Origin of the sequence: Kurthia zopfii (assembly GCF_003143955.1) — a bacterium.
Taxonomy (GTDB): domain Bacteria; phylum Bacillota; class Bacilli; order Bacillales_A; family Planococcaceae; genus Kurthia; species Kurthia zopfii.
Genome location: NZ_QFVS01000002.1, coordinates 65,756 through 80,014 on the forward strand (window position 1 = coordinate 65,756; position 14,259 = coordinate 80,014).

General features: G+C 36.7%; 15 protein-coding genes. 9 read left to right on the forward strand and 6 right to left on the reverse strand.

Features of this window, described 5'->3' with window-relative positions:
• Nucleotides 1-7 precede the first annotated feature (7 nt).
• Both DF281_RS01290 and DF281_RS01295 read right to left on the reverse strand, forming a co-directional pair.
• Nucleotides 8-1,189 carry an ABC transporter permease gene (locus DF281_RS01290; RefSeq protein ID WP_109348451.1) on the reverse strand — a complete coding sequence of 394 codons (1,182 nt, stop codon included), beginning with the start codon at nucleotides 1,187-1,189 and terminating at the stop codon, nucleotides 8-10.
• A complete protein-coding gene (locus DF281_RS01295) occupies nucleotides 1,182-1,922 on the reverse strand; it encodes an ABC transporter ATP-binding protein (protein WP_109348452.1) in 741 nt (246 codons plus the stop codon). Before DF281_RS01295 ends, DF281_RS01290 begins: the two co-directional genes overlap by 8 nt.
• Nucleotides 1,923-2,063: 141 nt before the next feature.
• Here DF281_RS01295 and DF281_RS01300 point away from each other — a divergent pair, with 141 nt between their 5' ends.
• The 7 genes from DF281_RS01300 to DF281_RS01330 all read left to right on the forward strand — a co-directional run bounded on the left by DF281_RS01300 (nucleotide 2,064) and on the right by DF281_RS01330 (nucleotide 6,446).
• The gene (locus tag DF281_RS01300; protein ID WP_109348453.1) at nucleotides 2,064-2,489 is read left to right on the forward strand and encodes an HIT family protein; all 426 of its coding nucleotides are present in this window, start codon (nucleotides 2,064-2,066) and stop codon (nucleotides 2,487-2,489) included.
• Between the two features lie 129 nt (nucleotides 2,490-2,618).
• On the forward strand, nucleotides 2,619-3,146 hold the full coding sequence (locus DF281_RS01305) for a tryptophan transporter (protein WP_109348454.1): 528 nt from the start codon (nucleotides 2,619-2,621) through the stop codon (nucleotides 3,144-3,146).
• A gap of 163 nt (nucleotides 3,147-3,309) precedes the next feature.
• On the forward strand, nucleotides 3,310-3,690 hold the full coding sequence (locus DF281_RS01310; RefSeq protein ID WP_109348455.1) for a YtxH domain-containing protein: 381 nt from the start codon (nucleotides 3,310-3,312) through the stop codon (nucleotides 3,688-3,690).
• Between the two features lie 117 nt (nucleotides 3,691-3,807).
• A complete protein-coding gene (locus DF281_RS01315; protein WP_109348456.1) occupies nucleotides 3,808-4,329 on the forward strand; it encodes an HTH-type transcriptional regulator Hpr in 522 nt (173 codons plus the stop codon).
• A gap of 185 nt (nucleotides 4,330-4,514) precedes the next feature.
• Nucleotides 4,515-5,078: a DUF3267 domain-containing protein gene (locus DF281_RS01320; protein ID WP_109348457.1), complete on the forward strand. Its 564-nt coding sequence runs from the start codon at nucleotides 4,515-4,517 to the stop codon at nucleotides 5,076-5,078.
• Nucleotides 5,079-5,126: 48 nt separating this feature from the next.
• The gene (locus DF281_RS01325; protein WP_109348458.1) at nucleotides 5,127-5,312 is read left to right on the forward strand and encodes a hypothetical protein; all 186 of its coding nucleotides are present in this window, start codon (nucleotides 5,127-5,129) and stop codon (nucleotides 5,310-5,312) included.
• Nucleotides 5,313-5,543: 231 nt separating this feature from the next.
• Nucleotides 5,544-6,446 carry a peptidylprolyl isomerase gene (locus tag DF281_RS01330; RefSeq protein ID WP_109348459.1) on the forward strand — a complete coding sequence of 301 codons (903 nt, stop codon included), beginning with the start codon at nucleotides 5,544-5,546 and terminating at the stop codon, nucleotides 6,444-6,446.
• A gap of 64 nt (nucleotides 6,447-6,510) precedes the next feature.
• On the opposite strand, the gene yhaM is transcribed toward DF281_RS01330, so the two are convergent.
• Genes yhaM through DF281_RS01345 form a run of 3 tightly spaced genes read right to left on the reverse strand, consistent with a single transcriptional unit; the run spans nucleotide 6,511 to nucleotide 11,273 of the window.
• Complete coding sequence (gene yhaM / locus DF281_RS01335; RefSeq protein WP_109348460.1) at nucleotides 6,511-7,449, reverse strand: 3'-5' exoribonuclease YhaM; 939 nt, start codon at nucleotides 7,447-7,449, stop codon at nucleotides 6,511-6,513.
• A 7-nt stretch (nucleotides 7,450-7,456) separates the two neighbouring features.
• On the reverse strand, nucleotides 7,457-10,057 hold the full coding sequence (locus tag DF281_RS01340) for an ATP-binding protein (protein WP_109348461.1): 2,601 nt from the start codon (nucleotides 10,055-10,057) through the stop codon (nucleotides 7,457-7,459).
• A 1-nt stretch (nucleotide 10,058) separates the two neighbouring features.
• Nucleotides 10,059-11,273, reverse strand: coding sequence for a metallophosphoesterase family protein (locus DF281_RS01345; protein WP_166636046.1), 1,215 nt, complete (start codon nucleotides 11,271-11,273; stop codon nucleotides 10,059-10,061).
• Between the two features lie 139 nt (nucleotides 11,274-11,412).
• On the opposite strand from DF281_RS01345, the gene DF281_RS01350 reads away from it, so the two are divergent.
• Complete coding sequence (locus DF281_RS01350; protein ID WP_109348463.1) at nucleotides 11,413-11,598, forward strand: YhzD family protein; 186 nt, start codon at nucleotides 11,413-11,415, stop codon at nucleotides 11,596-11,598.
• A 32-nt stretch (nucleotides 11,599-11,630) separates the two neighbouring features.
• On the opposite strand, the gene DF281_RS01355 is transcribed toward DF281_RS01350, so the two are convergent.
• Nucleotides 11,631-12,407 (reverse strand): enoyl-CoA hydratase, encoded by a 777-nt coding sequence (locus DF281_RS01355; RefSeq protein ID WP_109348464.1) that lies wholly within the window; start codon nucleotides 12,405-12,407, stop codon nucleotides 11,631-11,633.
• Between the two features lie 697 nt (nucleotides 12,408-13,104).
• On the opposite strand from DF281_RS01355, the gene DF281_RS01360 reads away from it, so the two are divergent.
• Entirely contained in the window at nucleotides 13,105-14,259 is a 1,155-nt protein-coding gene (locus tag DF281_RS01360; protein WP_109348465.1) for a pyridoxal-phosphate-dependent aminotransferase family protein, read from the forward strand.

Sequence of the window (14,259 nt, forward strand, 5' to 3'; positions counted from 1 at the left end):
ATCATTTTTATTTTGACATTCTTAAAGTTAGTTCTCCAACGATTAAAACAATCAAGCCATGAATGTAGAAATACGGTTGGCCAATGCCTGCAAGCGTCACAATGATTGCTTGTAAAATCAGTGTGTATCGAGCAATTTTGATAGCCGCTGCTGGACGAGCGCCTTCTTTGATTGGATATAGTAGACTCATCGTGAAATCCGATGATTTACTTAATGCTTGTTTTAATTGAATAGCTGTCGCAAATGATAGTGCCGCAGCGACTACACCCACAATGATTGGCATATTCGCAAATGCTGCAACTAATGCTGTAATTACAGTTAATCGTAACCATAAGTAGAAATGGTCATCCGTACGAAGGAAACTTCTTAATAAATAGTACTCAAATGTCGTTTTCTTCGATTTCGGGATAATTTTTAATACAAAATCTAAATATGCTCGTCTTTTAATACTGCCGTGAATCGCAGGAACATCTGTAAAATAGTTAGCAAATCGATAAATACCTAGCATACGATTTTCTTCTAATTTTACGAACGGCTCATATGGGAATGGCTGCTCCATCGTTTTCTTCTTACATATAACAGGATAAAGCGCTAGTAGGAAGATGACGATGATTGCCAAGAAACTTTCATGATGTAGCAGGCAGAATAAGAATGTACCTGATAAAATCGCGCGTCCAATGCGGTCCAACCAGACAAATCTACCTTTCGTAGCCCAGCGGAACATGAATTCCACGTGAACATTCCACCATTTTAATAAAATTGTAAAAGCTAAGCCGATTAAAATGCCGGTTACTTCAATTTCACCAACTTGTCGCATCATTGGCCACATAACGATGTAGACGACTACAGCGACAAGCATTTGACTCATCGTCGTATAGTTTAATACTTTATTGAAATACGTATTCATTTTTGATTCAAGTGGTAGTAAATACACTTCATCAGGTTTTTTGATCAATGTGACTGGTTTACTAAAAGTAAGAACAATCCCCATTATTATAGAAACAACCCAAATTGTCGGGAAGTCTTTCGGAGCATCTTTTAGCCATTCACTATATTGGTAACCGCCCGCTCCGAGTAAGAAGACGATGACGATTGCCATATGCCCTGTGAAAATATAGCGCATATATTTTTGAAGCTCATTAATATAATGTGTAAACCTTTTACGCCAAACATCATTTAAGTTATTCATGTTCTTCTTCCTTTGTCATAGCGATGTAGATGTCGTCTAGCGTTGCATCCGGCATATTGAATGACTGGCGTAGATCATCCATCGTACCAAATGCACGTACATATCCGTTATGAAGTAGAAGAATTTTATCACAATGTTTTTCCGCTGTTGCGAGAACATGTGTCGACATTAGGATTGCTGCGCCCTCTTTCTTCTTCTCATCCATTTGTTCTAATAGGAGAGAAATTGCCAGTGGATCCAATCCTAAAAACGGTTCATCAATAATATAAAGCGATGGTTCAACTAAGAACGCACACATAATCATAACCTTTTGACGCATCCCTTTTGAAAAGTGAGCAGGGAACCAATTCAGTCTTTTCTCCATTCGAAACTCTCTAAGTAGAGGTGCTGTACGCTCACGCATCGTTTGAAGATCAATTCCGTAAGCCATCGCAGTTAATTCCAAATGTTCCTTCAATGTTAATTCATCATATAAAACCGGCGTTTCTGGAATATATGAAAATGATGAGCGGTATGCATCCATATCTTCTTGCATCGTTTTGCCGTTAATACGAATCTCACCTTTTTGCTCTTGCATGATTCCGATAATATGTTTAATTGCTGTACTTTTACCAGCTCCATTTAATCCGACAAGACCTACGAGTTCCCCCGCCTCTAATTTAAAATTCAAATCATGGATTACGGGTTTTCGCGTATATCCCCCAGTAACTCCTGACAGTTCTAATATTGACATAGTTATCACTCCATTCTCAGACTTATGCCTGAACAATCCTTTTATCGTGTTTTATTATATATAGTTTATCAAAAATTCAATTATATAGCAGTTATCATATGGTAAAATGAAAGGAAAAGTATGAAAGGTGTGTGAATTAGAATGACAGATTGTTTATTTTGTAAAATTGTAGACGGCACGATCCCAAGTAAAAAGGTGTATGAGGATGACAATGTTTTTGCATTCATGGATGTTAGCCCATTATCAAAAGGCCATACATTACTTGTACCAAAGGAACATGTTGCCAATGTATTGGAGATGTCTTCTGAAACAGCAGCAAATCTATTTTCAGTAGCACCTCAAATTGCCAATGCGATCCAACGTGCATTTGAACCAGCTGGCATTAACTTATTAAATAATAATGGTGCAGCAGCAAACCAAAGCGTATTCCACTTCCACTTACATTTCATCCCTCGTTACGATGAAAATGATGGTTACCGCCCAATTTGGAATACGAAAGAATCAGAATTCACTTCTGATGTTTTAGAACAATTTTCAGCAAAAATTATCGGTGAACTGAATAAATAGTCAGATAATTCACTTAGTCGCACTTGATTTTAAAGTACGGACACTATAAAATTACGATAAGTTTCGCTAATGCTCATAGGAGACATTAGGAGACGACAAAAAATTAGATGAGCTTAGGAGAGATGAGAAATGAAAACAAAAAACTTAGTATTAATGGCGCTACTTGTAGCAGTAGGTGCAGCACTGTATTTGGTGATTCCAGGAATTAACGGAGGGATGAAGCCCGACTTCATGCTTACAATGATGTTCATCGGTATTCTATTATTCCCTAATTCAAGAGATGCCTTCTTACTAGCTGTCACTACAGGTATTTTATCAGGCTTATTTTCTACATTCCCAGGAGGATTTGTTCCAAACATTATTGATAAATTCATCGCGGCTTACTTATTCTTAATCGCAGTGAAATTATTAAAAAGCTACGCGAACAACACAGTTTCGGCTGCTGTTCTTGTAGGTTTAGGGACGCTCGTATCTGGTACCGTATTTTTAAGCGCAGCCATCCTTGTTGTAGGAGCAGAAATTCCGTTTTTACTTCTATTCACAACGGTTGTATTACCTGCCATTGCAATTAATATCGTCGCATTTGTCGTGATGTATCCAATCATCACAACACTTGTGAAACGTTCTAAGTTCGATACTTCATTATCACATGCTTAGTTAGAAAATCGGTTGTCTCTTAGTTATATCAAAATTCTTTTATAATTCCTTTTTATAAATTGAATAGATGTTGACTGTGAGGCAACCGCTTTTATTTTACTTAAATTATGTTTTAGAATAATAAAAGAAGGAAATATTATATTAAGAAAGGAGCTATTCCATTATGAATGTTAAAACATTAATTATTGGTCTTGGCACTGGGTTAGCGGTAGGAGCTGGAGCGGTACTATTTACAACTCCGAAATCAGGTAAGGAATTACAACAATCAATTAAGGATCAACAACTTTCATCGAACGAATTGAAGGAAGAGTTTAAAGCTCGTTTCCAAACAATTAAAGAGTCGATTGATACGATAAAAACTGAAGTAAAAGTAAATCTTCCAAAAACGATTGAGAGCATTAAAGGTTCTGTCGCTCAATTCCAAGAAGATTCTGCGCCAAATCAAGAGAAATTACAGACGCATATTGCAGATTTACAGCAAACTGTTGAAACAATTTCTCAAGAGATTGATTCTTTCCAAAATCGTAAAGACCCTGCTCAATAATACTTTTTCAGCATAACAGAGTGAAATTTTTAAAAATTCTATCATTTTATACATTTTCCGTTGTATATTTTTGGGAAATAATGATATAATGTAAAAAAATGCGAAAGTGGTGGTAGCATGTCTGAAGATTTATATTCGGTGAAAGAAGCCATGATTTATTCACAGCGAATTGCCCATTTATCCAAAGCGCTTTGGAAAGCCGTTGAAAAAGACTGGCAAGCCTGGATTAAACCATATGACCTTAACATCAATGAGCATCACGTACTTTGCATCGCTTCAAATTTACAAGGAGCTTCGATCTCCGATATCGCTAAATTTGGTGTGATGCACGTTTCAACAGCTTTCAACTTCTCTAAAAACTTAGAGGAGCGCGGATTACTCTCGTTTTCAAAACGTAATGATGATAAGCGTAATACATACGTGGAGATTACTGAGAAAGGGAACTTGTTGTTAAAAGATTTAAACGACAACTACGAGAAAACACAGCACACAGTTGTGGACGGTTCACTTCCGCTTAAAGAAATGTACGGGAAGTTTCCTCAATACCTTGAATTACTTGCTGTCATCCGCAATATTTACGGTGACGATTTCATGGATATTTTTGAAGAATCATTCCGCAACATGGAAAAACAACTTTAATGATCAAACGTGAATTTCTTAACGAGATTCACGTTTTTTCTATTTTCATTCATTCTCTCCTAATATTGTCCTCTCAACAATGGAAGCGTTCTCTAAAATTACGTCGAAAAATACTTCTTGCTTTTGTTATTAAAAAGCCTTATGTTATGTATCGATGAAATTATTATAGATTGGAGATGAACGTAATGCATTGTTGGAAAACATTAAATGTACAAAAACAATATGGTCATGATCGCATTTTTATTTTTTCTATTCTTTTCGTATTTGCCGTGTTTTCTTTGGTTTATATTTCGCTAAATGCATTTCGACATGAGCCTATTTCGGATAACTTATTTTCATTATTCGTTCTGGTGCTAGTATTGACTTACCCGATACACAAGCTGATTCATTTCATCCCAATAGCACGTTATCGAAAGAACATCCGTTTTTCAGTTGAAAGAAAAGCAGGTATCCTCCCTGTATTAAATATGCAAATTCGCGAACCAATCGTTAAATTCAGATATATGGTTTCTCTTGTATCACCTTTTATCGTGATTAATAGTATTTTCATTATCGGAGCAATTTCATTCCCAAGCTTCCGCCACTATTTCACTTTTTTACTCGCTTATCATAGCGGCCTTTGTTTAATCGATTTACTATATGCGAAACATTTATTCAAAACACCGAAACAAGCTTTAATAGAAGAAACAGAAAAAGGCTTCCAAATATTAATTCCTTATACAAAAGCGAGTACAGACTTGTCAGCATAAGTCCCCTTTTGATATGCTATAGAGGTATGATAGGAAGGAGGAACAGACTTGATTATTGCTACAGCCATTTTGTTTGCGGTATTTTATTTATATCAAATAAACCGTATGACATTTGCTTTATGCGAACGCAAGGAAATTCCAGAAGAGAAGCAACCTAAAGTTTACCGCACGATTAATATATTGATTACCATCCTATTGGTATCATTCTATGTGAAAATTTTATACGCAGTCTAAACCTTGTTTCTATCTCTAAAAGAATTTGCAACTATGAAAACAAAACGCATCCAATTCGATGCGTTTTTTTAAACCTAAAATCACAAACATCCTTTTTTTCGTCGAATTCCCAATTTTGTGTACAATTATTTAGGCAACCTTTTTATTTTTTTTTCGTTCTATGGTATAGTTACAAAAGTAATCGACATACTTTAAATTGAATATAATTCTGGTTGGGAGAGAAAATTAATAATGAAAAAAACAGCTCTAACTTTAACAATTGCAGCATCAGTTCTTGCACTATCTGCTTGTGGCAATTCTGGTGATGAAAAGGTATTAACTTCAAAAGTTGGTGACGTAACGAAAGATCAACTTTACTCTGAGTTAAAATCAACTGCAGGTGAGCAAGCTTTACAATTAATGATGATTGAAAAAGTACTTGAAGATAAATATAAAGTTTCTGAAAAAGAAGTAAAAGCTAAATTTGACGAGCAAAAAGCTCAAATTACAGCTGGCGGTCAAGATTTCAAAACTGCTCTTGCTTCTCAAGGGATGAATGAAGATACTTTCAAACGCTACACTAAATTGAACTTACTACAAGAAAAAGCTCAAACTGATGGCGTTAAAATTTCTGATGAAGAAATCAAAAAGAACTATGACCGTCAAAAAACTAGCCTAAAAGCTAGCCATATCCTAGTTGCAGATGAAGCTGCTGCTAAGAAAATTGAAAAACAACTAAAAGAAGATCCTAAAAAATTCGCAGCAATCGCGAAAAAAGAATCTACTGACCAAGCATCAGCTTCTAAAGGTGGAGAACTTGGTTGGTTCGGTCCAAACGAAATGGTTGAAGAATTCACTAATGCCGCTTACGACATGAAAAAAGGTGAAATTTCTAAACCAATCAAATCAAGCTTCGGTTACCACATCATTAAATTAGAAGATACTAAAAAAGTTGATGTTAAAAAATCATTCGAAGACTCTAAAGAATCAATCAAAAACGACCTACTTGTGAAAAAAGCTAAAACTGATGATCCTAACGGAGCTAAAGTTCAAGAAAAAGTAGCGAAGTTAATGAAAGATGCTAAAATCGAGATCAAAGATAAAGATTTAAAATCAGCATTAGATAGCTTCCTGAAAAAAACTGAAAGTAAGTAATAGTAAAAGCGAGTAACACTTTAAAAGTGTTACTCGCTTTTTTGGGTTCTATTACTAGAATTTATTATTCAATTGTAGGTTTATAAAATGAGCGATTATCCAGTGCAAATAGTCGTTCTGTAAATTCACCTGGCTCAGTTTTCGACAATGCTCGTTTTAATGTATTCATTTTCGCATCAATATTATCAATATAATGTAAAATCTCTGCTTCTTGAATTAATGGTTTTTTCGGACTGCCCCATTCTTCCTTACCATGATGAGATAAAACCATATGTTGTAGTAACATAACTTCTTCACAGTCTAAATCGAGCTCAGTGGCAGCTAATTCGATTTCTGAAACCATAATTGAAATATGGCCTAATAAATTCCCTTTAACTGTATAAACAGTAGATACAGGTCCTGAAAGCTCAATTACTTTACCGATATCATGGAGAATAATACCCGCATACAATAAATCACTATTTAAGGTTGGATAAAGTGTCGCAATTGATTTGCCAAGTCGTAACATAGACGTGACATGATCAATCAAACCCGATGCGTATTCATGATGATTTTTCGTCGCAGCTGGGAATGTAATAAATGCATCCTCATGTTTTTTCACAATATGACGCGTAATTCTTTGAATAGCTGGATTTCTCAATTCAAATAAATAAGATTGAAGTTCTTCATATAGTTCTTCTTTTGGTGTTTCAGAAGATTGAACTAAATCCGATACTTGAATAGTCTCATCATCACGAACTGGTCTAATCTGTTTAATACGCAACTGCATTTTCCCGCGATAGTCTTGAATTTCTCCACCGATGTAAACGATGCTACCTGCAGGATATAATTGAACTTGCTCATCACCCGCATCCCATAATTTCGCCTCAATACTCCCGCTCTTATCTTGGAAAATTAGCGTTAGGAATGGTTTACCTGCTGTTGTTACCCCTTTTACTGCCTGTTTAATTAATAAATATTGTTCGACTGTTTCTCCAACTTTTAATGTTGCGATTCCTTCCATTTGGAGATCAATCCCCTTTCGTCTGAAGTGCTTCCACTTCGATTATATTTTTCACTTCAAATGCCTGCTTCATTCTTTCCTGACAAGTGAAGAAAATTATTTGATGATTCGTTTGAAGCTTCCTTAATAATTGTACCACTTTGGCAGTTCTTAGAGTATCAAAATGAACAAAAGGATCATCCATTAATAATGGGAATGGCGCATTCACTTTTTTCTCGACAGCTAATGCGAATCGTAAAGATAAATATGCCTGTTCTCTCGTAGCCTGTGATAACTCACCAATTTTGAATTGCTGCTGCATGCTTGTTTGCGCATAAAAACCTTCTTCATCTAATGCAATTTTCTCATATCTGTCCCCTGTTAAATACTGAAAGAATTCTGTCGTTAAATCCATGACTTTCGGAAGTTTATCTTCTTTCAAATCATTTAATGTTTGCTGAATTGCCTCCTCGACTAACCGTAGTCGCATCCAATCCTTCGTTAAATCAGCCAATTCACTCTTGCGTTGCTCCTGCGCTTGAAGCATTTCGCTATATCGCTCATCCGTTACGAGATGATTCATTTCAGCATGCAGTTTCGAATGAGCTGCTTGCAATGCTTTTTGACTGGCGATTAACTGCTCTAACGCCAAAGTATTTTGTTGTAAATGGAATTCCGTATATTCAACTTCATCATTAAAATCATGCAATGTTAATTGTAGATCACTCAATCGATTTTGTAGACGAACCTTTTCCTCAAAGAAATTCGCCATTTCATAATAAGGTTCCAAATCCTCAACATTCGCTGCATTATACAATGCGACAATTTCCTGCTGTAATTCATTCAGTTCATCTGTTAATGGCATGAGCTGCTCTTCGTTAACACGTAGCTGTTCTTGAACTTGTTGCATTGAATTAAGTAACAACGTTTGATCTTGTAAATACTGTTGAATCGCCGCTGATAAATTTGATTCTGCCACTTGATGAGGTAGTAGCATCGTACCTTCTTCATAACGCTCTGCAATCCGTTGCTGTATAGAATCTAATTGTTGATCAAGCTGGCGTTGTTCAATGACATACTGTTGCAGCTCCCTCACTTGAGAAAAAACTTCCGTATACATCTCCGGCTCAATATCATTCGTAATCCCCATACGATGAAACTGTTCATTGATTTCTGTTAATTGAGCTTCGTATTGAGCTTTTAATTGTCTCAATTGACGTTTCGGACTTTCGCCATTGTTCAAATTACTCGTCGAATCATTTTTGTTTTTCTTATTGAGGATTAGAACGAGCGCAAGCATCGCGATGATCGCAAGTGCAACTCCCCATTGTTTGAAAACTAATGCTCCAATGACTGCGATTACTCCAATTATAATTATGAGTAATTCATTCGAAATGCCTTTGTTTTTCTGCACTCTACTTTTGCGATTTTCTTCATTTGTAGCTTCATTTGAAACAAGGATTTGTAAATGCTCAATTTTTTGTTTTGAAAAGTTCGCTTCATCGAGTTGTTTTCTTAATTGAGCTTCGTTTGCGATGGTACTATCCACCTTTAATGCGGAACGACTCAGCCCAAGCAACTGCTCCTTCATAGCAATTTTTGATTCAAGTGATTGTTGAGATGCTAGCATTCTCTCTCTTTGCGCTCGCCACTCTCTCCACTCCTCATCTCGCCCAATCCAGTTTTGCAATTGCTGAAGTTCCTCTTTTGAAACGGCCTCCTTCAATTGTAATTGAAGTTCTTCCCCTCGCTTGGATACTCTTTCTACTTCACGCTCGACTTGTTTAAAACGAGTGGATGCTTGCTCAATTCGTTGAATACCTTTCGCAGGAAATTGAACTTCCTCAAGCTCTTGTAAACGAGATTTAATACTACTCAACTCATTCAATAATGGTCGATTTTTTATCGATTGTTCGATTTGAACATTGTTATGATTCGCTTTTTCTAATTGTTTTTGAACGCTAATTAACTCTTGTTCAATTTGAAGTAACTCTTGTTTTTTCGGTTCATATTTAGAAAGCTTTTCACGCTCTACCTTTAATGCTAATTCTTCTTTTTGAATGTCTTTTATCATTTTATTAATGATTGGATTTTGCCCGGACTTTTTGAAAAGTGCATTCGATTCTTTCAGCAACTGTTTTTCGATCAGCGTTAATTGATCGACTCCCGTAGTCCCTGACGCAAGCAATGTTCGATTCAATTCATCTTCATTCATTTTCTCAAGTGCCTGTAATTGATGCATCGAAAAAGCAAAGATAGCTTCTAAATCCGCACGACCGTATCCGTGAAGTAGTTTTTTCAGCAGTTCTTCTTCCCCAGACTCGCCTCGATCCAACTGAACACGTACGTTTCCGCCAGCTTTTCCACCGACACGCTCAACTGTATACGCTCCGAATTCTTCATCAAAAATAGACAGCATTCCCCCATAATTACCGCCGTTTTTCGGTTCATAACTTCTTAGTAAATGATTCTTTTGAGGAAAGCCGAATAATATTTGCAGAATACATTCATAAATCGTCGTCTTTCCTGCCTCATTGTTACCAAAAAGAATATTCATTCCTTTCGAGAAATCAATGACTTCGTCGCGATGTTTCCCAAAACCATAAATCTGTAGCTTTTGAAATTGCATACTATCGCACCTTCCCCGTCAATAACCTTTGCAATTGCAGGCTTGCATCAATCTTCAATTCCTGCCAATGTTGTTCATTCATCGGTTCAATCAATTGCATATACTTCGGTTGTTTGATCAAATCTGCTGTTATCTCTTTTAATTGTTTTGAATCAAAAGCATCAATTTTCTCGATGATCGACTGCATTAATTCATGATCCTCAAACTGCAAACGATCTTGTAAAACTTGGACTTTGCTTAACCAGATAAAAGGCTCGAAAGCAGATTGTTGCTCTCGAATGATCGATTCCCATTCTTGTAGCGGTGTTTCGTGAAAATATTGAATGAACTCATGTGTACAGTTAACTAAAGTTAATTCAACCATCGTAGCACCTATTTGCTCTCGCATTGATTCGAAATGATGATCGATTAATTTCAGTAGTGCCATCGCATCTTCAACTTGCGCACAATCTAGTTGAATCGATTCGTATCGAATAACCGACGTTTTCTCAAATTCAAAAGTCGTACCGTCTGGAGCAATCGTGACATCGTAAAACCCTTTCTCCCCTTGTTCATTTTTATGCCTACCTTGAATATTCCCTGAATAAATGACGGGTGGCTGTTCATTCAAAACTTGATGTTTATGAATATGTCCTAAAGCCCAGTAATCGTACTGCTTCTTCAATAGTTGCTGTACGGTAAAAGGCGCGTACACCGCATGTTCTAAATCCGTATCGACACTACCATGCAATGTACCAATATGAATGGATTCATCATTCTTCACAGGGTAGTCTTCAATTTTAGGCTCCGAAATATGTCGTTTTTCATAACTAAAGCCATGTATTACGACTTCCTGCCCTCGGATCATTATTGACTTACTACTCACATCTTTTGAAAATTCATATACATTTTTCGGTAACGGCAATCGACTCCACGTACCGCTCAAATGATCGTGATTTCCATAACTCATAAAAACAGGGATGTCCGCATCATTTAATCGCTCCAATTGCTGAATGAACTTATATTGCGCCGTTAACGACCGATTCTCCCCATCATATAAATCTCCTACTATTAATAGGAAGTCTGGCTTTTCTTGCACTGCATATGTGACAAGCGCCTCAAACGCTTGGAAAGTACTCTCTCTTAATTGTTGTACAACATGATGCGGCAAATGATAGCTTCCTTTGAAAGGACTATCTAAATGCAAATCAGCCGTATGGAAAAAACGAACTGTCATCTTGTCACTCCTCACACGAATATTTGTTCTTATTTTAACATATTTCTCCAATCGACTATAGTTATTTCTATGAATGTACCTCGTATTCATATTATAATGAATGAAGATTCAGTAAATTATTAAAAAGGGGAGATTTTTAATGGCAGAATTCAGATTCACAGCTTTTAAAGCTACTGGGGAAGTAATCAAAGATGAAGATTGGACTTTTGCAACTGAACAAGAAGCAAAAACTAAGGGGCAACAACAAGTAGAGGAACTCGAATTAGCTGAAACTACGCATCGCTTAGTCAACTCTACTGGTAAATTAATTTTATTCCACATTTAAAGAGGTGTTGCCAAATGGCAACACCCCTTTTCTTATTTCCCTTCAAATACAGGCTTTCTCTTTTCAACGAATGCATGAATTCCTTCTTGATGATCTTTTGTTTCACGCATTTTCGGTTGTGTCGCTGTTTCTTCAGCTAAAATGCGATTCAATGTTTCTAATTTCGTACTGTGGATAATCTCCTTCGTCGCAATCATTGATTTTGTTGGTGAACTCAATACCGTTCCGACTAATTTCTTAACCGCTTCTTCCACTAATCCTTCTGCGACTATATGGTCGATTAACCCTACCTTTTCAGCTGTCGTCCCCGTCATCACTTCTCCTTGCCAGATCATTTGCTTCGCTTTTACTGATCCAACTCTCTCTTGCATAAAGAAGTGACCACCTCCATCCGGTACTAAACCGATGCCAATGAAGTTCATGGCAATTTTAGATGTTTCCTCCGCAATAACGATGTCGCAAGCTAGCGCTGTACTCAAACCTAAACCTGCTGCTGCACCATGCACTTGCGCAATTGTAATTTTCGGTAATGTATATAATAAACGTATATAGGAAGAAACTAATGTCATCGCTTCATCCATATCCAAACTTCCTTGAATCATGCCTTTAATATCTCCGCCGGAAGAAAACGCCTTACCAGCACCTTTAAAAATAACTACTTGCGTTGTTTCATCTTGATGTAACTGTTCCAAACATTGTCCAAGTTCTTTCATCATCACTAAATCAATCGCATTCATGGAATTAGGTCGATTAAATGTAATCGTCGCTAATCGATTTTCTTTTTCAAAAATAATCGTTTCGTATGTCATTTCGTACCCCTCCAATAATGAATAGTCATTCATTAGTTATATTCTATAAAAAAGTTTCAAACCCTCTTTTTTAGTCGTTACGAACATTTCTCCAAACAATTGTTTAACCCTCTATCACTTTACCTCGCTAATGTAACAGTAATTTTCCTTTTATAGAAAATGATTTTCCATTGGTACTATCAACTTGTAAGCGTTTTACAAAACTGATTCCTTTAATCTTAAAACACCATAATGTCTTCTCTGAAAGGACGTACATTAAATAAATAATAAGATTAAAACGTTCGTTTTTCATAAGAATACCGTGACTCAAACCAACTAATATTAATCTTTTTTAAAAATATCATTGACTTTCCTTAACATTCACTATAATATTGATTTAAATTCAAATAACGAAAAAATATTACGACGAAGACATACTTATGAATTTTGAAAACCCCACAGCGAGCTGGTATTTGGTGAGAATCAGCGGTTTCATGCATAAGTTCCACTTCCGAATAGGTATTCTGAACATCCAAAAGTAGGTTTACCCGGCACATGCACGTTACGCATATTGATAAGACTGTCCTCTTTGAGTGTACAGTAAATTAGGGTGGTACCGCGTTACTAAATACATACATTTAGCCTTTCGTCCCTTGCAGTTTTACTGCGAGGAATGGAAGGCTTTTTATTTTTTCAAAAACGAGAGGGGAAATTAATTATGTTAACAGACTATCAATTATTACGAATTCCAGGACCAACACCGATTCCACCGAGTGTAGAAAGAGCAATGACTAAACCGATGATCGGACATCGTGGCAACGAAACTAGTCAGATGATTCAAAATATTAAACCTAGACTGAAAAAGGTTTTTGGTACAGAACAAGATGTCATGATGATCACAGGCAGTGGTACATCAGGACTTGAGGCAGCAATTATTAATGTCGTACACCCAGGCGATAAAGTATTAGTCGTGGCAACTGGCGTATTCGGAAATCGTTTTACCAAAATTTGTGAAGCTTATGATATCAATGTTGAAGAATTCCATGTTGAATGGGGTACAGCTCTTGATCCACAAGCTGTAAAAGCTCATGTACAAGCCAATCCAGATATTAAAGCCGTATTCTCTACTTACTGCGAAACTTCTACGGGTGTTATTAACCCAGTTGGTGATTTAGCGAAAGCTGTTCACGAAGTATCTGAAGCACTTGTCATCATTGATGGTGTATCTTGCATGGGTGGCGTTGAAACGAAGATGGATGAATGGGGCTTAGATGTAGTCGTTACAGGTTCTCAAAAAGCTCTTATGCTTCCAGCTGGTTTAAACTTCATCGCTGCAAGTGAACGCGCTTGGAAAGTAATCGAAGCCAACCCGCAAAAAGGTTTCTACTTAAACTTAACGAAATACCGCGACAATATCGCAAAAGATACAACACCTTTCACACCTGCTCTTTCTTTACTATTCGGACTTGAGCAAGTACTTGAAAACCTTGAAACGGAAGGCCTTGAAAATGTTTACGCTCGTCACCAATTAATGCGTGATATGACTCGTGCAGCATTCAAAGCACTAGACCTTCCTTTATTCACTACTGATCAAGACGGTTCTCCAACTGTAACATCTGTTAAACCAACTGATTTTGATGCAGAAGCATTCCGTAAAGAAATCAAAGGCAGCTTCAACCTATCTGTAGCTGGTGGTCAAGCTGAAATGAAAGGCAAGATTTTCCGTGTCGGTCATATGGGTTACTGTGCACCAACAGACGTACTGCAATATTTAGCAGCGATGGAAATCGCATTAGTAAAAGTCGGCAAAAAAATTCAACTTGGCGCTGGTGTAGCTGCAGCTCAACAAGTTTACTTAGAAGGAGCTAAATAA